Annotated in this window: 18 protein-coding genes; 8 read left to right on the top strand and 10 right to left on the bottom strand. The window is 57.5% G+C overall.

Annotation, left to right across the window (positions count from 1 at the left end; genetic code table 11):
* Positions 1–299: 299 nt before the first annotated feature.
* The 4 genes from HMPREF2751_RS01930 to mptB all read right to left on the bottom strand — a co-directional run bounded on the left by HMPREF2751_RS01930 (position 300) and on the right by mptB (position 4,943).
* On the bottom strand, positions 300–1,313 hold the full coding sequence (locus HMPREF2751_RS01930; protein WP_016422745.1) for a COX15/CtaA family protein: 1,014 nt from the start codon (positions 1,311–1,313) through the stop codon (positions 300–302).
* Positions 1,314–1,406: 93 nt separating this feature from the next.
* Positions 1,407–2,210, bottom strand: coding sequence for an ABC transporter permease (locus HMPREF2751_RS01925; RefSeq protein ID WP_070549503.1), 804 nt, complete (start codon positions 2,208–2,210; stop codon positions 1,407–1,409).
* Positions 2,210–3,178, bottom strand: a complete 969-nt coding sequence (locus HMPREF2751_RS01920) for an ABC transporter ATP-binding protein (protein WP_070547106.1) — start codon at positions 3,176–3,178, stop codon at positions 2,210–2,212. Before HMPREF2751_RS01920 ends, HMPREF2751_RS01925 begins: the two co-directional genes overlap by 1 nt.
* 25 nt (positions 3,179–3,203) lie before the next feature.
* Entirely contained in the window at positions 3,204–4,943 is a 1,740-nt protein-coding gene (gene mptB, locus HMPREF2751_RS01915; protein ID WP_049193480.1) for a polyprenol phosphomannose-dependent alpha 1,6 mannosyltransferase MptB, read from the bottom strand.
* 185 nt (positions 4,944–5,128) lie between these two features.
* On the opposite strand from mptB, the gene HMPREF2751_RS01910 reads away from it, so the two are divergent.
* The 7 genes from HMPREF2751_RS01910 to HMPREF2751_RS01880 all read left to right on the top strand — a co-directional run bounded on the left by HMPREF2751_RS01910 (position 5,129) and on the right by HMPREF2751_RS01880 (position 11,579).
* Positions 5,129–5,827 carry a helix-turn-helix transcriptional regulator gene (locus HMPREF2751_RS01910; RefSeq protein ID WP_048734176.1) on the top strand — a complete coding sequence of 233 codons (699 nt, stop codon included), beginning with the start codon at positions 5,129–5,131 and terminating at the stop codon, positions 5,825–5,827.
* Entirely contained in the window at positions 5,824–7,290 is a 1,467-nt protein-coding gene (gene sufB / locus HMPREF2751_RS01905; protein ID WP_016422750.1) for a Fe-S cluster assembly protein SufB, read from the top strand. The genes HMPREF2751_RS01910 and sufB overlap by 4 nt, the downstream gene beginning before the upstream one ends.
* A 5-nt stretch (positions 7,291–7,295) precedes the next feature.
* Positions 7,296–8,486, top strand: a complete 1,191-nt coding sequence (gene sufD, locus HMPREF2751_RS01900; protein ID WP_070595253.1) for a Fe-S cluster assembly protein SufD — start codon at positions 7,296–7,298, stop codon at positions 8,484–8,486.
* Positions 8,487–8,578: 92 nt separating this feature from the next.
* Positions 8,579–9,340: a Fe-S cluster assembly ATPase SufC gene (gene sufC, locus HMPREF2751_RS01895; RefSeq protein ID WP_049190726.1), complete on the top strand. Its 762-nt coding sequence runs from the start codon at positions 8,579–8,581 to the stop codon at positions 9,338–9,340.
* Positions 9,333–10,586, top strand: a complete 1,254-nt coding sequence (locus HMPREF2751_RS01890) for a cysteine desulfurase (RefSeq protein ID WP_070595251.1) — start codon at positions 9,333–9,335, stop codon at positions 10,584–10,586. The genes sufC and HMPREF2751_RS01890 overlap by 8 nt, the downstream gene beginning before the upstream one ends.
* A gap of 20 nt (positions 10,587–10,606) precedes the next feature.
* Positions 10,607–11,122: a Fe-S cluster assembly sulfur transfer protein SufU gene (sufU, locus tag HMPREF2751_RS01885; protein ID WP_016422754.1), complete on the top strand. Its 516-nt coding sequence runs from the start codon at positions 10,607–10,609 to the stop codon at positions 11,120–11,122.
* Entirely contained in the window at positions 11,115–11,579 is a 465-nt protein-coding gene (locus HMPREF2751_RS01880; RefSeq protein WP_070438420.1) for a metal-sulfur cluster assembly factor, read from the top strand. Before sufU ends, HMPREF2751_RS01880 begins: the two co-directional genes overlap by 8 nt.
* A 405-nt stretch (positions 11,580–11,984) precedes the next feature.
* Here HMPREF2751_RS01880 and HMPREF2751_RS01875 read toward each other — a convergent pair whose 3' ends face one another.
* A complete protein-coding gene (locus tag HMPREF2751_RS01875; protein ID WP_049190722.1) occupies positions 11,985–13,448 on the bottom strand; it encodes an amino acid permease in 1,464 nt (487 codons plus the stop codon).
* 98 nt (positions 13,449–13,546) lie between these two features.
* Entirely contained in the window at positions 13,547–14,755 is a 1,209-nt protein-coding gene (locus HMPREF2751_RS01870) for a lycopene cyclase family protein (protein ID WP_070595248.1), read from the bottom strand.
* Positions 14,756–14,775: 20 nt separating this feature from the next.
* Here HMPREF2751_RS01870 and HMPREF2751_RS01865 point away from each other — a divergent pair, with 20 nt between their 5' ends.
* Positions 14,776–16,407: an ABC-F family ATP-binding cassette domain-containing protein gene (locus HMPREF2751_RS01865; protein ID WP_038625400.1), complete on the top strand. Its 1,632-nt coding sequence runs from the start codon at positions 14,776–14,778 to the stop codon at positions 16,405–16,407.
* Here HMPREF2751_RS01865 and HMPREF2751_RS01860 read toward each other — a convergent pair.
* From HMPREF2751_RS01860 to HMPREF2751_RS01845, 4 genes are read right to left on the bottom strand one after another with little or no spacing between them, the layout of a single operon-like run.
* Positions 16,404–17,162 carry a response regulator transcription factor gene (locus HMPREF2751_RS01860; RefSeq protein ID WP_224433497.1) on the bottom strand — a complete coding sequence of 253 codons (759 nt, stop codon included), beginning with the start codon at positions 17,160–17,162 and terminating at the stop codon, positions 16,404–16,406. The genes HMPREF2751_RS01865 and HMPREF2751_RS01860 overlap by 4 nt on opposite strands.
* Entirely contained in the window at positions 17,155–19,431 is a 2,277-nt protein-coding gene (locus HMPREF2751_RS01855; protein ID WP_070595246.1) for a sensor histidine kinase, read from the bottom strand. Before HMPREF2751_RS01855 ends, HMPREF2751_RS01860 begins: the two co-directional genes overlap by 8 nt.
* A 45-nt stretch (positions 19,432–19,476) precedes the next feature.
* A complete protein-coding gene (locus tag HMPREF2751_RS01850; protein ID WP_080969614.1) occupies positions 19,477–20,223 on the bottom strand; it encodes a glutamine amidotransferase in 747 nt (248 codons plus the stop codon).
* A gap of 47 nt (positions 20,224–20,270) precedes the next feature.
* Positions 20,271–21,020: a glutamine amidotransferase-related protein gene (locus HMPREF2751_RS01845; RefSeq protein WP_016422762.1), complete on the bottom strand. Its 750-nt coding sequence runs from the start codon at positions 21,018–21,020 to the stop codon at positions 20,271–20,273.
* Positions 21,021–21,034 lie beyond the last annotated feature (14 nt).

Genomic DNA, 21,034 nt, shown 5'->3' with positions numbered 1-21,034 from the left:
AAATGTGAAACTGTGCGAGTTTATGACACTTTCAGGCCATTTTTCGCGCGATTTCTGTCATAAACATAGTCAGTAACTCGGATCGATAAGTGGGCAGACCGCCCCCTTGCACCGCCCGCGCAGCCCGCACCGCCCGCGCAGCCCGCTAGCCACTGGGAAACGCACATCCGAGCACACGGAGCCGAGCAGACAGCAGAACCGCCTAAACACGCACAACCAAAGCGCGTGTTTAGGCGGTTCGAGAAGGAATCAACGGCCGGTAACCACAGTCGTTAACACAGCCGCTGACCGGCAGCTAGCTACGCGGTAACCTCGACGTTCTTCTCCGAAGCAACAGTGGCGGCAGCCGCATCGCCTTCAAGCGAGCCAGTGACTTCTGCGCTCCCACCGACAGTGCGGTAACCGTGCTGGAAAAGTACTGCAGTCAAAGCGGTGCAGATACCAGATCCGGCAACGTGAACCGGCACCAATGCCTCCGGTACACCGGACCAATACTGAATCATTCCAACTACGCCCTGAGCCAAAATGAACACAACGAGTGCGATGGCAACCTTACGCACAGGTGCAAAGGCTTCCGAGGCCAGCAGACCGAAAATGAGGCCGATAACCAGGCCAAGGTAGAGGTACATAAAACCAGCGTGGATATGTGCCAGGTCAACAATCGGTAGCTGGAGGCGATCCTCCGGGAGCACCGAAGCATCTCCAGCGTGTGGTCCCGCACCGGTGACCATAGTTCCGGTAATCAGCGTCATCGTCAGGGCCAAGCCGGAGGCGGCAGCCAGATAGCGCAGATAGCGCGGGTACATGCGGGTAGCAGTGCCGTCGTCAGGCTCCGAAATCTTGACGAAAAGCATGCCAGCGAGCCAGACCAGAATCATCGAAGGCAGGAAGTGCAGCGCTACGGCGTACCACTTCAGGTCAACCCAAACGGAGATACCGCCGATAACAGCCTGGACGATAACGCCGAGACCGTTGAGGAAGGCCAGCAACTTTATTTCCTGACGGCGACCGACACGCATAACCGAAAGGAAGAGCAGAAGTGTCAGAGCAACCAGCACAAAGGTGAGCAGCCGGTTGCCAAACTCAATAATCTGATGGAGCATTTCTGCTTCCCCCGCGACAGGAACGAAGCTGCCTGGGTGACATTCAGGCCACGAAGCACAACCGAGACCTGAACCAGTAACACGGACGATAGAACCGGTTACCGCAATTGCCGCCTGTGCAATCAAAACCAGCAGGGCATAGAGCTTCTGGCGCCCGATTGGTGTCAGCGGCAAAAACGATAGGGGCAAACTTCGATCTGCAGTATTCACATTAAGAAATTCTACCCATGCTGGCGGAAAATGGTAATAAGCGAAACCCCTGCGTTGGGCTGCGCTTTTCTATGCAGATTTCCCGACAGATTCCTAGTCATTCGGCATATCAAAACGGAACCAGCGAGCCGCCAGTGCAGCGCCAAGGACACCCCATGCGATTAGCACCCCGATAGCTGACCAATGGACGGACATGGCCAATGCCGCGGAGATCACGTCGGTAAGCGCGACGGACGGCAAGAGGTGTAGCAGTACAGAGCTGATGTCATCTAACGATGGCGCGACGGCCACATACGTAGTAGCACCAATGAGGATGAACCAGATCAGGTTGGCCAGACCTAGGATTAGCTCGGCTCCCAACGTACCGCCCATGAGCAAGCCCAATGAGGTAAAGACGAACGTTCCCAGAAGCATCCCCACATAAGCCAGCAGCCAGCCGCCAATCGACAGCTCTGCGCCAAGGGAGAGCCCCACGAGACTAAACAGTACGTACTGCAACGTGACGGTGGTGCAGACCGACACAATCTTGCCAGCGATAATGCCCCAGGGTGGCACACCTGAGGCACCGATGCGCTTCAGGGCTCCGTAACGGCGGTCAAAGCCCACGGCAATTGCCTGCCCGGTAAACCCTGCAGACATGACGGAAATCGCCAGCACCATGGGGAAGATACGCTCGAGCGGATCATCGAGCTCCAACACCGGCACCATCACCAGGCCGATGAGCATCGCCAACGGGATAATGATGGTGAGGAGCATTTGCTCACCGTGTCGCCAGAAGAGCTTCGTCTCCAACCACGCCTGCGACATGACCAACTTCGCCATGTCCGAACGCTGTGGCGCTGGGGCGAAAGTGCCCTTCGCAAAGCGGGAGGCATCAGACCTCGGTGCGGTAGTCATTAGCTCCTCATCTCCGTTCCAGTGATCTGCAAGAAGACATCTTCAAGCGATTGCGTCGCCCTATTCATCGAGGTGATCAGCACCTCTTGCTGCTCGCAACTCTGCGCCAAGACAGTCAAGGCGCGCGGTGAAGCCTCACCAATCAGGGAAAACTCTCCACCGCCAGAACGCTGCAGACGCTGTGGAAGACCGGACTCGCTGAAGTTGCGGTTGACCTCTTCGAAGTCAAGGCTGCCTCGAACGCTGATCTTCATAGCAGTGCTTGACGACGTTCCCTGGAGAGCCGATGCGCCTGCGCTAGTGATCTCCTCGGTGGTACCGGCCACAACTAAATGGCCCCGGTCGATAATCGCAACGTCGTCGGCAAGCGATTCGGCCTCGTCCATGAGGTGCGTTGTCAGGACCACGGTGACCCCATCACGGCGCAGCGACGAGATGAGATCCCAGACGGCTAGACGGGACTGAGCATCGAGGCCTGCTGTCGGCTCGTCGAGGAACACAAGCTCCGGGCGTCCGACCAGGGCACATGCGAGCGACAGTCGCTGCTGCTGACCGCCAGAGAGCCTGCGGTAGTTCGTCTTACGATGGCGTTCTAGGCCAACGACTTCAAGGAGCCAATCAGTGTCCAGCGGGTTTGCGGAGTAACTGGCAACGAGGTTCAGCATTTCGCCAACGCGAACACCGGGGTAGGCACCTCCGCCCTGGAGCATGATGCCAATGCGACTGCGCAGTGCTGTGGTTTGAGTGACCGGGTCGAGATCAAGAATGCGAATTCGCCCTTCATCCGGCTTGATGAAGCCCTCACACATTTCAACGGTTGTGGTCTTACCAGCACCGTTGGGGCCGAGGAGCGCAAGAACCCTACCTCGATCCAGGGAAAGCGAAAGGTCTGATACAGCCTCAACGTCATCGAATTTCTTCGTTACGTTCTCAAGGCGCAGAGCAGGAGAATTGGCAGCGTTATTCACGGTTAGTCAGTCTAATCTCACAGTTTTAATGAAGGCGAAATACCTTAGATCGCGTCGAGTACGCCAAGATGACGAACATGACTGCGACGAAGAATACCAACGCCAGTAGGTAAATCTGAGCGACGGTGCCCGGAGGCAACCCCAGGCCGCGTGGTAGTACTACAAAACTGAAAATTGCCGAGTACAGAACCACGGCAATGCGAAATTGTACCCGGTTGGCCCAAGCGGACAGGGGCACGATGGCCCATAGCAGGTACCAGGGGTGCACGACGGGGAAGAGGATTACTAGAGCGAACATCGCGAGGCCGTAGCCGCCGAGCGGGTGAATGCGCCCACGGAACGTCGCTAACAGCATGCGCAGGAGCCAGGCAGCCACCAGCACTACGCCAATGCCGCGGGTAAACAGCAAAGCACTGTCGCTGATATCGCCGAGCCCCAGAAGCCTGCCGAAGAAACCAGCGATAATCCCGAGCAGGGTAGTCAACGACATCCAACTGCGCACCGTTGCGGCGCCACCCTGCGCGGTGATCCAACCAAAGCCCAGACCAGTTGCTAAGGAAACAACGACTGCCGTGACGACGGTTATTGCGCCCGTCACTACCGCGGAAAGAGCAACGGCCTTCCAGGTGCTGCCAAACTTTCGGGCCAGCCACATGCCGGCAAAGCCGAGCGCCACGAAACCGGTGACTTTGACCATTCCGGCGAGGCTGATGAGCACGATACCGCCTGCATACAGCGCCCACGATCTACCTCGGCTTTGGTTCTCGTGTCCGATCGGTCCGGGTTCTGGCAGCTCATCGGGCACCATCGATTGCGCAGGGCCGTGGATAGCTCGCAGACACAGTTCGAGACCAACGAGCAGGAGAGCCAGCAGCAGGGCCTCATTGTGGATACCGCCCACCAGGTGCAGCAATACCAGCGGATTGAGCGTGCCCAGCCAGAGCGTGAACTGAGAGCTAACGCCGCAGCGGCGACCAAGCTGCACCAGCGCCCAGGACACCACGAGAAGCGAAACAATGGCGACGAGTCGATGCAGAAAGACGGAAGCGATCACCCCGTCGCTGGTTATTTTGGCGATACCCCATGCCACTGCGAGGGCTGTGGGGCCGTATGGGCTCGGAGAGTGCGACCAAATCAATGGCACCGATCGGGCAAGTGGGTCGTTGGCTCCCAATAGGTCAACAGGCCCTGCGAGGTAGGGATCCATACCCCGCTCCACAATTGCAGCCTGCGCCAAATAGGAATAGATATCCTGCGTAAACAGGGGAGCGGTAAACATCAAGGGCAATACCCATGCCGCGTAGGTGCGTATGAGCATCGGAGTAGTCACTGCGGTGACGCGAGTCCGCGCACCGGCCAGAACGAAAGCGCCGACACCCAACCAGGCTGTGACTAACATGCCAATGCCCACGAAGGTGACGATTGTCGTTGCCACCAACATTCGACCGAGGATTAGCCCAAGTGGTGTACCCCAAAACTCATTTCCAACCACCGGTGTCGCGCCTGCGCCGATCCCGGCGACCATAATAAAGACCGCCCCGAGAGCACCCAGCCAACGCAGCCAGGTGAAGCGTCGGAGTTCGCGGTAATTGATGCGGTGTTGGAGCGGCTGTTCTGAGCCCTGGTGGAGGGTTGCCGACCTAGAACCGGCCAGACCAATCTTCGGAATGGCGTCACGCACCCCGAGAGCGTCGTCGAAGGTGGACGAGCGGCGCGGGGTAGGTCGGTTAGTTTTCACAAGGTCACATAGTAGACGATTCGACACGCCGAAAGGGCGTTCTAATCAGCGACGTTGCATTGATATTTAAATGCGTTGGACATTGTGACCCAATTACGACACAATTATGTTGTCTAATACACCAGCGGCGCAAGTGGGATACTTGCCTCGCTGAGCCACCTAGACACCCATTATTATCCAGCAGTCCAATCGCAGGAGGTGACTCACCAGTCATGGCAGATCGGAAGCCGACAGTCAATGATGGTGATACGCGCAAGCGCATTCTCCAATTGCTTCTGGAACACAACCCGGCGTCCGCGACTTTTATCGCAGACACCCTGGGACTATCCGCTGCAGGCGTCCGCCGTCATATTGACATTCTGGTGGACGAAGGTCTTGCCGAAACCGCTCCGGCACCCAGCACCGGCCCCCGGGGCCGAGGCAGGCCAGCAAAGTCCTATCGCCTGACAGATCGGGGCCGCGCTAGATTCGGGCACGCTTACGACGATCTTGCCAGTGCAGCTCTGACCGCACTGCGCAAGGCCGGTGGTGAGCAGGCAGTTGCCCAGTTTGCCCGTCAGCGCATTGATGACATTCTGCTCGGCGTCACGCCAGTGGGGCAGGACGCAGAGAAGGAAGAGGTCGTAGAGGCCGTCGTCGATGCTTTCCGACGGGCCGGGTACGCGGCAACTATCAACCAGAACACTGGCGGCGTGCAAATTTGCCAGCACCATTGCCCAATTAGCCACGTAGCCTCCGAGTTTCCGGAGCTCTGCGCGGCGGAGCATGAAGCCGTTAGTAAATTATTAGGTCAGCACACCCAACCGTTGGCGACTATCGCTGATGGAAACGGTATCTGCACTACGAATATCCCACTCACTCCCGTAACAAAGACACTTACTGAATCGCCACAAGAAAGGAGCGGAGAATGACCCTCGCCCATGAGAACTCCACCGACGTGGCTGAATCCACGAAGGCTGCCACTCCGCAGACTGACGAAGAGATTATCGAGTCCATTGGTGCCTACCAGTTCGGTTGGCACGACCCGGATACCGCTGGCGCTTCCGCGAAGCGTGGCCTGTCTGAAGCGGTCGTTCGCGATATTTCGGCTAAGAAGAACGAGCCGGAGTGGATGCTTGAACGTCGCTTGAAGGCTTTGGAAATCTTCGACCGCAAGCCGCTGCCCACCTGGGGCGCGGATTTGTCGGGCATCGACTTCGACAACATTAAGTACTTCGTTCGCTCCACCGAGAAGCAGGCCCAGACCTGGGAAGACCTGCCGGAGGATATTAAGAACACCTACGACAAGCTCGGCATTCCGGAGGCTGAGAAGCAGCGCCTGGTCGCAGGTGTCGCCGCTCAGTACGAGTCTGAGGTTGTCTACCACCAGATTCGCGAGGATCTGGAGGCCCAGGGCGTTATCTTCCTGGACACCGACACCGCTCTCAAGGAGCACCCGGAGCTGTTTAAGGAGTACTTCGGCACCGTCATTCCGTCCGGTGACAACAAGTTCTCCGCTCTTAACACCGCAGTCTGGTCCGGCGGCTCCTTCATTTACGTGCCGAAGGGCGTCCACGTGGACATCCCACTGCAGGCATACTTCCGTATCAACACGGAAAACATGGGACAGTTCGAGCGCACGCTCATTATTGTCGACGAAGATGCCTACGTGCACTACGTCGAGGGCTGTACCGCTCCGATTTACAAGTCCGACTCGCTGCACTCGGCTGTTGTGGAGATCATCGTGAAGAAGGGTGGCCGCTGCCGCTACACCACGATCCAGAACTGGTCGAACAACGTCTACAACCTGGTTACCAAGCGCACCAAGTGCGAAGAGGGCGCAACCATGGAGTGGATTGACGGCAACATCGGTTCCAAGGTCACCATGAAGTACCCGGCAGTGTGGATGACCGGTCCGCATGCCAAGGGCGAGGTGCTGTCCGTGGCTATGGCTGGCGAGGGCCAGTTCCAGGACACCGGCGCCAAGATGGTGCACATGGCTCCGCACACGAGCTCCAACATCGTGTCCAAGTCCGTGGCCCGCAACGGTGGCCGCGCTGCCTACCGCGGGCTGGTGCAGGTCAACAAGGGTGCCAAGCACTCGCACTCCAACGTCGAGTGTGACGCACTCCTGGTGGACACGATTTCACGTTCGGACACGTACCCATACGTGGATGTCCGCGAGGACGACGTCACCCTCGGCCACGAGGCAACGGTTTCCAAGGTCTCTGACGATCAGCTTTTCTACCTGATGAGCCGCGGCATCGAGGAAGAAGATGCAATGGCCATGGTCGTGCGCGGCTTTGTCGAGCCCATCGCCAAGGAGCTCCCGATGGAATACGCCCTCGAGCTCAACCGCCTCATTGAACTGCAGATGGAAGGTTCGGTCGGTTAATACCAATGACTACGACGATTAACAACGAAAACCAGGCTGCTCATAGCCGCCGCGTGCTGGCGAACAAGGGCGACGTTTTCTCATCCTTCAACGTGGAGGACTTCGCCGTGCCGCATGGCAAGGATGAAGAGTGGAAGTTCACGCCGCTGCGTAAGCTCCGCGGTCTCCACAACGGCACCGCAGCAGAGCCGGTTGCAGCCTCAATTTCGGTCGAGACTGCTGGTCAGGATGGCGTCGCTGTGGACGTCGTCAAGCGTGACGACGAGCGCCTTGGTCGCGCCGGCGCCCCAACGGACCGCGTGGCAGCACAGGCGTACTCCAACTTCGACGATGCGCACATCGTGACCTTCGCGAAGAACTCGGTTTCCAAGGAGCCTGTCGTCATCGACATCGACGGTCCGGGCGAGGACAACGTGTCCTACGGCCATATCGTCATTGACGTGCAGTCTCACGCCGAGGCCGTCTGCGTCATTAACTACCGAGGCAGTGGCACGTTCGCGGACAACATCGAGTTCGTAATCGGCGACGGCGCCAAGCTGGGTGTCGTGACCATGGTGAACTGGAACGAAGATGCCGTTCATGGTTCGGCGCACCACGTTCATGTCGGCCGGGATGCTACGCTGCGCCACACTGTCGCAACGTTTGGCGGCGAGGTTGTCCGTATCGTTCCGCGCGTTGCTTTCACGGCACCCGGCGGCGACGTCGATCTGCTGGGCGTGTACTTCGCCGATGCCGGTCAGTACTTTGAAAACCGCATGCTGGTCGACCACGCTGTGCCGAACTGCCGCTCCAACGTGATGTACAAGGGCGCGCTGCAGGGCGAGCCGAATGTCGCTCATCGTGAGGCCCGCACCGCGTGGGTGGGAGACGTGCTCATTCGTGCAGAAGCGACGGGCACCGACACCTACGAGCTCAACCGCAACCTGCTGCTCACCGAGGGCGCGCGTGCCGACGCAGTTCCGAACCTGGAAATTGAAACCGGTGAGATTGCCGGTGCCGGGCACGCTGCCACCGTTGGCCGCTTCGACGAGGAACAGCTCTTCTACCTGCTCTCGCGTGGTATTCCGGAGCTGGCCGCTCGCCGTCTGGTGGTTCGCGGCTTCTTCAGCGAGGTCATCAACCTGATTCCGGTCGAGTCCGTTCGTGAGAAGCTTGAAAAACTCGTTGACGAAGAGCTCAACACCGCTGGCTTCTAACCGCTTATCTTCTTTCTCACCCTTTCCGTCCTGTCACTCCGGAAGTGCCGGGGGACAGGCCACTTACACCGATTAAAGGAAAAGATTTCACTATGAGCACTTTGGAAATCCGTAACCTCCACGCGCAGGTGCTGCCGACCGACGAGTCCGCCGAGCCCAAGGAGATTTTGAAGGGCGTCAACCTGACGATTAAATCCGGCGAAACCCACGCTGTGATGGGGCCGAACGGCTCTGGTAAGTCCACCCTGAGCTACACCATCGCAGGTCACCCGCGTTACGAAGTCACCGAGGGCGAGATTCTCCTCGACGGCGAAAACGTGCTGGAGATGAGCGTCGACGAGCGTGCTCGCGCTGGGCTCTTCCTGGCAATGCAGTACCCGGTCGAGGTCACCGGCGTGTCCATGTCCAACTTCCTGCGCTCTGCAGCAACCGCTGTCCGCGGCGAGGCTCCGAAGCTGCGCCACTGGGTCAAGGAGGTCCGTGAGGCAATGGCTGACCTGGAGATCGATTCGTCGTTCTCCGAGCGCTCCGTCAACGAGGGCTTCTCCGGTGGCGAGAAGAAGCGTCACGAGATTCTGCAGCTCGACCTGCTGAAGCCGAAGTTCGCTATCCTGGACGAGACCGACTCCGGCCTGGACGTCGACGCTCTGCGCGTTGTCTCTGACGGCATTAACCGCTACCAGGACGAAAACGACGGCGGCATTCTGATCATTACTCACTACCAGCGCATCCTGAACTACGTGAAGCCGGACTTCGTCCACGTCTTCCACGATGGTCGCTTCATCACCTCCGGTGGCCCGGAGCTTGCAGACGAGCTGGAAGAGCACGGCTACGAGAAGTACATCAATGCCTAACGCCGAACTACTCAGCCCATCACTCCGCGAGGACTTTCCGATTCTGTCGCGCACTGTCCGTGACGGAAAGCGGCTGGTCTACCTGGACTCCGGAGCGACCTCGCAGCGCCCCAAGCAGGTCATCGATGCTGAGGTGGAGTTTCTGACTCATCACAATGCACCGGTGCACCGCGGCGCTTACGAAATCGCTGAGGAGGCCACGGATGCATATGAGGACGCCCGTGAGGCGATTGCGTCCTTCATCGGCGCCGACTACGACGAGCTGGTCTTCACCAAGAACGCCACCGAAGCGTTAAACACAGTGGCATTCGTGCTTGGCGACGACCGCGCAGGTCAGTACCAGGTCGGCGAGGGTGACGAGATTGTCGTCACTGAGCTGGAGCATCACGCGAACTTGGTGCCGTGGCAGGAGCTGGCTCGCCGCACTGGTGCGACACTGCGTTGGTATGGCGTGACTGAAGACGGCCGCATTGATATGGACTCGCTGGAGCTCAGCGAGAAGACCAAAGTTGTGGCCTTTACCCATCAGTCAAACGTCACCGGTGCAGTAACCGATGTGAAGGAAATGGTGCGCCGTGCTCGCGAGGTCGGAGCGCTGGTAGTCCTCGATGCCTGCCAGTCGGTGCCGCATATGCCTGTCGACGTCAAGGAGCTCGATGTGGACTTCCTGGCGTTCTCCGGCCACAAGATGCTCGGCCCCAACGGGGTCGGCGCGCTCTACGGTCGCCGGGAACTGCTCGAGGCACTGCCGCCGTTCCTCACTGGTGGCTCGATGATTGAGGTCGTCACCATGGAGAAGACCACCTTCGCGGCGCCTCCGCAGCGCTTCGAGGCGGGTACCATGATGACCTCCCAGGTCGTCGGCCTGGGTGCTGCGGTGAAGTACCTGGATGCCATCGGTATGGATAAGGTAGCTGCTCATGAGCACCACCTGACCGCGCTCGCACTGGAGAAGCTGCAGGAAATTGATGGCGTGACCATCATCGGTCCGACTACTCCAGAACAGCGTGGCTCTGCAGTCTCCTTCAAGGTTGAGGGCATTCACCCGCACGATCTTGGCCAGGTTTTAGACGACCAGGGCGTGTGCATCCGCGTCGGTCACCATTGCGCGTGGCCAATTCACCAAATCCTCAACGCCCAGTCGACCGCCCGGGCATCCTTCTACATCTACAACACGGAAGAGGACGTTCAGGCGCTTGCCGACGCAGTGCGCCATGCACAGAAGTTCTTCGGTGTCACCCCGTAACTTTAAGAAAGGAGAAGGACATGAAGCTCGAGCAGATGTACCAGGAAGTTATCCTGGATCACTACAAGCATCCGCAGCATGCGGGTTTGCGGGAGCCTTTCAATACGGAAGTGCATCACGTCAACCCGTCGTGTGGCGATGAACTCACGCTTCGCGTCACTCTGAACGACGACCTCACCGTCGTCAATGACGTCTCCTATGACGCCGTGGGCTGTTCTATCTCGCAAGCCTCCACCTCAGTTATGGCTGAGGAGATTGTCGGCAAGACTGTCGACGAGGCCATGGCCAAGCTTGCCGAGTTCGAGAAGATGGTCACGTCCCGAGGCAAGATTGAGGGCGATGAGGACATTATCGGCGATGGGATTGCCTTCGCTGGAGTTTCTAAGTACCCCGCCCGCGTGAAGTGCGCACTTCTCGGATGGAAAGCTTTCCAGGCCGCAACCGCTGAGGCCCTGGCCAACGCTGCTGAAGGCAACGGCGTTGGTACCGCGACTGTAACCGTTACCAATGACGAGGAAGGCCATCGCCATGACTGAACCAATCGCTAATGACGCCACCTCGCCCGCACAGCCTGATGCTGTCGACGAGGACACCATGACTACTGGTGCTCCCATTGATGAGGGGGATGAGTACGAGTCCATCACCGTCCCGCCGGCACCGGAGCAGACCGAAGCCGATAACAAGCTGGCTATCCAGGTTGAAGAGGCAATGTACGAGGTTGTTGACCCGGAACTCGGAGTCAACGTCGTGGACCTGGGCCTGGTATATGACATCTGGATTGAAGAAGGCGACATTGCCGCTATCTTCATGACACTCACGTCCCCGGCCTGCCCGCTGACCGATATGCTCACCGACCAGACTGCCTCCGAGGTTATGAAGGTCGAGGGTATCCGCGACTTCCGCCTCAACTGGGTCTGGTCCCCGGCATGGGGCCCACACATGATCACTGAGGACGGCCGCGAGCAGATGCGCGCTCTCGGTTTCTCGGTCTAGATGATCAGTGACAGCGGTGATTAGAGAACCGCTACGTTAAAAGTGCTTGGCGACGAGCTCCTGGCTCGTTCAGCTAGGCACTTTTTCGTTTGTTTTTTGAGTTGCTGACTGCGTTTATGGCCGGGATCGGTAGGGCGATGCGAGTTACTGACTGCATTTATGTCAAAAATGGCTCAAAAAATGGCCTGAAAGCGTCATAAACTTGCACAGTTTCACATCTGCAGCCCGTATTCACACGAGCATCCCCGCAATTTTTTCAAGCTGTCCGACTCGGAGCTAAAAACGACCCCACCTGGCACTGAAAAGTGCCAAGCGGGGTCGCTATTGTCTTCGACTGCTAATCCAAGTTGTGAGAGTTAGATGCGAGATGCATAGCTACTCGCATCTATTCACAGCTCTTCGCAGCTATTCGCGAGTCATGTCTGCGGTGGCCGGGTCAACGAGCTTGGAGCCCGTGACCTTCTTATGGATAAACCACAGCAGGACGAAGACCGGGATACCCAGGTACGGAGTGAGGATAGCGAAGATATTCTCGCCAGTGCGAATCGGATCAAGTGCCTGTCCGGCCACCACAAAGAAGCACATAATCAGTGCCAGCACAGCACCGGCGGGGAAAAAGTTCGCCTTGTAGGGAAGCGAATCCAACGGGATATTCTGGGCCTTCAGACACTTGCGGAAGCGGTAGTGGCTGAAAGAGATACCAAACCAGGTGATAAAGCCCGCGAGCGCAGACAGCGTCAGCAAGAAGGTGTACGCCACACCATCGCCTACCAATGAGGTAATGAAGCCAGCCATACCGATGACAGCGGTGGCAATCAGAGCGCGCAGCGGAACGCCATGCCCAGAAAGCTTGCCAAAGTAACGCGGAGCGTGTCCCTGACGGGCCAGGGAAAACAGCATACGAGTGGACACATACATACCGGAGTTACCCGCGGACAACACCGAAGTCAGAATAACGGCGTTCATCAGGCCAGCGGCAATCGCGATACCTGCGCGTTCAAAGACCAGGGTGAACGGTGAAATGGAAATATTGTCCTCGGCGGCATTCAGAAGATTCGGGTCCGTGTACGCAATAAGGAAACCAATAACAGCGATGGCACCGATGTAGAACAGCAGGATACGCCAGAAGATAGTGCGAATCGCGCGGGGAATCGTACGCTCAGGATCTTCAGCCTCACCTGCTGCTACGCCAACCATCTCGGTGCCCTGGAAGGAGTATCCAGCTACAACGAAGACAGCCAACAGTCCCATTCCGCCATTGACGAATGGGGCGTCGCCCGTGGTCCAGTTTTCGAAGCCGGGGGAGGACCCACCCAAGATGCCGAAAATCATGCCGACACCAAGAACGAGGAAGACGATGACGGTAATGACCTTGATGGTCGCAAACCAGAACTCACCCTCGCCGAATGCACGTGCGGACAGGGCATTCAGCCCGAATAGAATCGCGAGGAAGAGCGCGGACCAGATGATTGAAGGCACATCCGGGAACCAATAGCGCATCACCAGCGCAGCAGCGACGAGCTCTGCGGCCACAGTAATCGCCCAGTTAAACCAGTAGTTCCAGCCCATGGCAAAGCCGAAGGATTCTGAGACGTATCGGCGACCGTACTCCTGGAAGGAACCGGGCACCGGCAGGTAAGCGGCCATCTCGCCGAGAGACTGCATAACCAGCCACACCATGATGCCGATAAGAGCGTAAGCGATAAGCGCACCGCCTGGACCGGCCTGCGAAATGGTCGCACCGGAGGCAACAAACAGGCCCGTACCAATGGCACCACCAATGGCAATCATGTTCAGGTGGCGAGCTCTCAGCCTGCGCTGAAGCTTATGGTTTTGTGAGGAAGTCTCCTCAGATTGCGTCGAAGTCATTCATTTATCATAAGCGTTTGTACTCCGGTGAATGCAAAAACCACACCGCTTTAATTGTTGGTATCACCCCACAAATCGGCTGATGTATATACTCCCGGTCAACGAGTTCTCCATCTCCCAGGTCCCCGCACAAACCCTGCGATGAGCTTTCCGCACGTACGCGGACTCATTTTCAGCAAAGGCACGGCCACTTTCGCCATAGCGCGAAGCGTCGTCAGTGGGGATGTCCCTATCAAATAGGCAAACACGTCCTTTTCCGGCAACGAAAAGAACGCCCGAAAAAACGCACCCGTCTGTCGTGCATCGAACCCCAGCAACGCCGCGAGCCCACGTTCGCGTAGCCATCGCTGCAATCGCATGCTTAACGACGTCCCCAGCGTCCGGCTTCCCTTCTTTTCCATATCGGCCAAGAAGCGGTCGACATCTTCGATAACCGAACCCACCGAGTAACCAGTGGCAGGATGCATCCAACCACCAGCAAAGCCGAAGAGGGTGCCCATGGATGGTCCACTGTGCGTCAAGGCACCACAGCGAGAGGGAAGGTTTGCCAATAGGGGAAAGGACACCACTTCTTCGTCGATGGCCAGATCTTCCGAAAGCCCCAAGGACTTCAACCGTACACTTTGGCGTCTACGCAACAGCGCTAGAAGTACGGAGTCATCGGCCTCACCGCCGCTGCCGACTGGCGCACCGGCTTCGCCACGATACCCGTCAACCATAGGAGTCGGAGTAGCGAGGATAGTCTCTTCAATGAGGAAGGTCCTGTCATCCAAGAAAATGCGATAGGAGAAACTAGCCGGCTCTGTCGCTGGGTCAACCGGTTCAGCCGGAGTGAAGTCCATGAGGACTGCGCGGCGGTGGTCGCTGGGGACGTCGTCAAGCGAAAAGATGTGCCCGATGGCGAGCTGCCGTACCTGCCCACCTCGCCCGACTGCGGCGTGCGTGCGCCCGGTGGTGACAATTGTGATGTCAGTACCCGTGGTTTCGGAATCGGTGAGTGCGCGGCGTTCTATGTGGAAACCGCCAAGTTCTTGCAGGCAGTCCTTGTTAACAACGCCGTAGTTGCGGGCAAGCTGACGTTCGGTGCCGTCGGCAAGAATGACGCTGGGTTGAAAAGTGGCGGCGAGGAAGTCGCTGGGCAACCAGTCGGGGAGTTGGTCGCACCACAAGCCGATCGTCGAGGGCAGTGTGCCACCGGCGGGGTCATAAGCGGTGACATCCCAGCCGCGAGCGGATGCGCGGTGGGCGGCGATTCTTCCGGCGGGCCCGAGGCCGACGACGGAGGCGGTCACGGGAAATGAAGTCATAACTGGTAGGCTACTCGTTCGTGATTGTGACCCATGACCTTGAAGTCCGAGTCGGCGCCCGTACCCTGCTCACTGCGCCGGGTGAGCAGCTGCGCGTCCAGCCGGGAGACCGGATTGGACTCGTCGGGCGAAATGGTGCTGGCAAAACGACGACTATGCGTATTCTCTCCGGTGAAACTGAACCCTACGGCGGTTCAGTAGTGCGCTCTGGCTCGATTGGTTACCTGCCACAGGACTCGCGCGAGGGCAACATCGACATCTCCGCCCGCGACCGTGTGCTGTCGGCGCGAGGTCTTGACCAAATCCGCCGCAGCATGGATCGCCAACAGGAGATCATGGAGACCGCGACCACCGACACGAAACGCGATGCGGCGATTCGGAAGTTTTCGCGTCTCGAGGAGCGCTACCACGACCTCGGCGGCTACGAGGCGAACGCCGAGGCAGCCCGCATTTGCGACGCGCTGGGGTTGCCGGAGCGCGTACTCGACCAGCCGCTGAAGACGCTTTCGGGTGGTCAGCGCCGCCGCGTCGAGCTTGCTCAGATTCTCTTCGCCGCTACCGAAGGCTCGGGCAAGTCCGCCACGACGCTGCTTCTCGACGAGCCGACGAACCACCTCGATGCGGATTCGATTACCTGGCTGCGCGAATTCCTCAGTAAGCATGAGGGCGGCTTGATCATGATTTCGCACGATGTCGAGCTGCTCGAGGCCGTGTGTAACAAAGTCTGGTTCCTCGATGCGGTGCGCGCCGAAGCTGATGTGTACAACATGGGCTGGAAGAACTACCTGTCGGCACGCGCGACCGATGAGGCTCGACGTCGCCGTGAATTCGCTAACGCGGAGAAGAAGGCCAGCGCACTGCGCAAGCAGGCCGAGAAGCTAGGCGCGAAGGCGACGAAGGCTCGTGCGGCCAAGCAGATGGTGGCTCGTGCTGAGCGCATGATGGACAGTCTCGACGAGGTCCGTGTCGAGGACAAGGTCGCCCACATCTCCTTCCCAGAGCCTGCGCCCTGTGGCAAGACTCCGCTCAACGCCACGGGACTGACCAAGATGTATGGTTCGTTGGAGGTCTTCGCCGGTGTTGATCTTGCGATTGACAAGGGTTCCCGCGTGGTTGTCCTCGGCTTCAATGGTGCTGGTAAGACGACGCTGCTGAAGCTACTCGCCGGTGTGGAGCGCACCGATGGCGAAGGCGGCATTGTCTCCGGCCACGGCCTGCGCATCGGCTATTTCGCCCAGGAGCACGACACGATTGACCCGGACAAGACTGTCTGGGAAAACACGGTCTACGCCTGCCCTGACGTCAACGAGCCGGAACTGCGGAGCCTGCTCGGTGCCTTTATGTTCTCCGGCGACAAGCTGCAGCAGCCAGCGGGAACCCTCTCCGGTGGTGAGAAGACGCGTCTGGCGCTGGCGACGCTGGTTAGCTCCCGCGCAAACGTCCTGCTTCTCGACGAGCCCACTAACAACCTCGACCCGCAGTCCCGCGAACAGGTTCTCGATGCACTTCGCACTTACACCGGGGCCGTCGTTCTGGTTACCCACGATCCAGGTGCGGTCAAGGCGCTAGAGCCCGAGCGCGTCATCGTGCTTCCCGACGGCACCGAAGACCTCTGGAGCGACGACTACATGGAAATCGTCGAGCTGGCTTAAGACGGATCCATTGGCCCTGGCAGGTAACCGTCCTGCTGAGCGAGCCTATACATCTCCGACTTGTTAAGGCTGTTCTCGGCCCGGCCAGCTGCCGCATACTTGGCTCGAATACGACCCAAGTAGTCCAACACGGTGTTCGGTGTCAGCCCTGTCATCGACGCGACTCGCTTCGTCGACTCACCGGAGGCGTAAAGCTCCAGTACCTCACGCTGGCGTTCTGACAGATCGACAGAGTCGAGCAGGGGATCAGAGTCAACTACCGATGCCCATTCTGTAGTCAGCGCGCCCTTGCCAAGTGCCGCCAGCCGTACTGCAGACACGATTGTCTCCGGGGTTTCCGATTTTTGCACAACCCCCATCACTCCGGTACGCACTGCCTTTCGGACAAGGTATGGGCTTTCAGCTGACGAGAGGATGAGCACGTGATCGGTAACCAATTCCAGCGAGAGAACGTTCTGCGCTGGATCTGAATTATCCGCCAGCCGTAGATCCAGCACGACCACATCCAGGCGGTCATCGGTGCCCACATCGGCCAGTAGCTCCGGCACAGTTTGATAACAGCCGACGAGCTCAAAGTCTGGCTCTGCAGAAAGCAGGGTTTCGAGCCCCTGCAGAGTCAAGGCATGATCATCAATCGCAGCAACGCGAAGCAAACGATCCGACTGCACGCTGTAATCTCCGATGTTGTCGGAGTCAATTGCAGCCGAGACGTCGATGGAAGCATTGCTCATTCCCGCAATATTCTCCCTAGTCACGTGACATCACTATCCTCTCACCGGCTTCATCAAACCTTTGCACTCCATTGTCATCAGAAATAGATGCAAATGCACGTCTGCCCGGGGGCAATAGGCGAATTGTTACCGATCCTTCTTCGGCGTTATCGATTGCTTCGAGGAAGTTCGGCATCAACTTGGCCACCGCGGAATCGTCGTCGACAAGCGGGATACGGCGCACATCGGTGCTATCGGAAACGGCCTGCGTGTGATTGCGGTCATCGAGGAGCCGGACATGAACACCTCTTGCGCGGGCGTCCCAAACAGCTTGGTGAAGGGACCCAACATTTAGATGCGGCGAACGTAGGACGTCTCGGAGAAGCTGCTCTGTAAGCCGCGCACGCAACTGCAGTCGCGGGGTCGGTTCTTCCAAAACTGCAGCGGCGCTAAAAATGGGGCCGACCCGGCGCTGCAGCCATTCGTAGTTACTCTGGCTGCTAATTTCGTACTCTTTGGCGGCCCCGGCAGCGTACAGCGCACGATTATAATCCTGAATAGACTGCGGAACGGTGCGCATAAAAAAGCGGACCATGATGGACGTCAAAATTCCCGCGACCAACATCACGGAGCGAACTAACAGGTCAACTCCAGAGATACTGATGTGGGTCGTATCCGAGGGGGCAAAGGGGAAGAACTTGAGAAGCTCCACCATGATCGCGCCACCGAGCACTGAATTCAGCGCAACCCAGGGGCGGCCGCGGATGGCGAGCAATGCAGATGCAAAAGAAATTAAGCTAAAGTGCCAGAAATACGACCATTCCAAATTATTTGGAATGGGCTGGTAGAGCCCCACCACAGCTAATACAACGATCGCGACACCAGTTACGATTGCACGGGCTAACGGCAATTGTGAATGGCGGCCATACATAATCAGCCCGAGAAGGCCGATCGCTAATGCCAGACTGATTTGCCCGGCCGCGGTAAATAATTGTCCATTACTGACTAGAACCATGAACAACACGCCGACGATCGCGCCGTAGAACTGCCAGGAAAAAACAATTGACATTCCCATGAGGTCATACAGCGATGTCGTGTGAGCGGAGGAATCGACTACATCTTCCTCTTCCACAGGAGAGGTATTACCGTGCCATTTGAGAATAACCTGAGTACCTTTCCCAGGCGTTGAATTAACGAGAGCATCTCCACCGCGAAGGGCCTCCATTCGCCCTTTAACGCTCAACCGGATACCTGCACGATGCGGGTCAATTCCCTCGGGGTCGAACCCGGTGCCATCGTCACGAAAATCAATGGACGCCTCTCCTGAGGCAACACGAATGTGGCATTTCTTTTCCGCTCCGGCACCTGCGTGACGCTTGGCATTATTTGCCACCTCGGTTGCGGCTAATAGGAACGTGTTAGCAACTTCTCCTGGCAGCCGAACTGGACCGCCTTCTTCGCTGGTGTCTAGCGTTACCGAAATGTCGGGGCTCACCGACATCAATTGCGCCCGTACAGCCTCAGCAAAAGTTCTACCGCTTACTGTTTGCCGAGGCGAGAAAAACAGCCCAGTCTGCTCGTCTAGCGAGAAGTCAATCTTAGAGCCCTTACCAATTGCAGACAATGCGGCCAATACATAGTCATGGACATAGGCGTTGAAGCTGCTCATCGCCTCGCCGCGGACACGCATGCGCTCCGCTCTCTCATTCACCTTTCGAGAGTTCTCGTAGGTGAAGTCAATAAGCCTTGCGACGGGTTGTGCAGAGCCCGCAATAATCACAAATGGAAAAGTGTTGATGAGATTGAATCCGACATCCGACAACATGTCGAGCCAAAAAGTGTGTCCCAGCAACCACGAATTAATGACCGCAATAAGTCCGGGAACAAATACCATCACGGACAAACTGATGTGGAGTGGCACTGTCAGAGCAAATGCAGCGAGGGCTAAACCTGAAAATGGGCTATACCAGAGCGCATTTCCAACGACGTTATGAGGGAGATCCCAATAGGTTGAAACCAACATCAGGAAAACCAACATGATGTACATCGGCACACGCAGTGCGGTAATAAGGCCTCGCCGCGTATTATTAATCACAGCCCAAATCAGCAACATATCGCTGAGAATGAATATGAGCAGTGATGCAAAAGGGAACCAGTGGCTCAGAAAGTTTTCAAAGGGGACAGAACGAACAGCCGATTCAACCTGCCACAAAAAGCCGGTGACGGCAATAATAATCGCGCCGGATCGCAGCACAGACATTTCAATTGATGGTGACTGTCCGGCAAGTGCCGAATCGGGATTCCACCTCTCCATGCGACAATCACATTCCTTTTGCTTATTGCCACTAGATAAAACTAATTAGTCTCTACATGCGGTATGAAGCCGAGCGAAATTCTGAAGAATACGCCCACTTCGAGCAACATCCAACTGTCGCGCGGCCGACACCGCTTTAAGATCTGTTCCTGGTAAATAGTAGCCCTCATTTGCGTAAATCTGGAGACGCTGGGCAAACGTGTTGGCATCTAATTCCGGGTGAAACTGCGTCGCATATGCATTGCGGCCCAACCGAAACATCTGTACGGGGCAGTCCTTTCCAGTTGCCAACAACGTAGCGTCGCCAGGCAGTTCTTCGATGGCCTCCTTGTGGCCGACGATGGCGTGAAAGTGGGCCGGTAAACCATCAAGAATTGGATCTGATTCGCCATCTGGAGTTGCAGCTACTTCGATTACAGCTGCCTGCTCCCCGTGCTTGCGGGAGACACGGCCATGGCCAGCAGTACCGAGCAGGCCGACGCCATAACAAGCTCCGAAGAAGGGGAAGTCTCGTTCGAGCACTTCTGCCAACAAATCCTCGAACCAGGTCTCGACTTCCTTCTGTAGATAGCTCTTATCGTCATCAGAGGCGTTAAAGGGTCCTCCGCCAACGATTACGCCCGAGTAGTTATCTAGATTCAGATTCCCCGGACGAGACTGTTCCAGGCGAATTTGATGCAACTTTGCCGGCGCCAATGCACACCTCCTGGCAAATGAGAGATGTTCAGCGTGAGCTGCGGCATCTTCGCCGCGTGTGGAAAGCAAGAGGAAGGGCTTGGCGGAGGTAGACATTTGCGGGAACAAATTTCGTGAAAAAGGGAGCTAGAGGGGGACGGAGACTACTGCACCACTAGCAGGCTCGGATTGGCTGCATGCGTACATACGTGCATAAATCGGGGGATGATTGACGAGACGGCCTGGAGGTCCACATCAGATACCTTTAGTCGAATCGCGTCGACTTCCAACGGGTCAAAGTAACCGACGTCGGTGTAGAAAGACATTCTGCGGAGCAGTCCGTTAGCATTCATCTCCGGATGAAATTGGGTAACCCAGTTATTCGATCCGATCGAGTACATCTGCACCGGACAGGTTGGACCTGTGGCAAGCAAAGTTGCGTGATTGGGAAGTTCCGCAACGGATTCCTTGTGGCCAGTCAACGCATAAAAAACCGGAGGCAACACCGAAGCTATTGGATCTTGAGTGGCGGCTTCGGTGAGCTCTACCCGGGTAGAACCCGCTACTTCGCCGTGGCGCAGGTTAACCAAACCACCCGAAGTAAAGGCTGTGTAGCTAGCGCCGTAGCAGATAAGCAGTGCGGGGACAGGACTCCTAAGTACGTCGTAAAGCACATCGTGCGAATACTTCTGCAAACCCGAATGCTCAAGGTCGGTGATGTTAAATGGGCTGCCTCCGACAAATACGCCGTCATAGGAGGTCAGGTCGGGCAACTTAGCGCCGACAGCGTCGATGGTAAACAGATCCAACTGGCTGGGCTCAAGCCCGGTGGAATCCAGAAAGTCCTGGTACTCGGCTTGCCCCGCACCATCTGCGGGGCGGAGCGCCACCAACAAAAACTTACCCACACTCATAAATAGACAGCTTA

The organism is Corynebacterium sp. HMSC063G05 (assembly GCF_001810555.1).
GTDB classification, from domain to species: Bacteria; Actinomycetota; Actinomycetes; order Mycobacteriales; family Mycobacteriaceae; genus Corynebacterium; species Corynebacterium jeikeium_D.
This window is presented reverse-complemented; position numbering and strand designations above follow the sequence as displayed.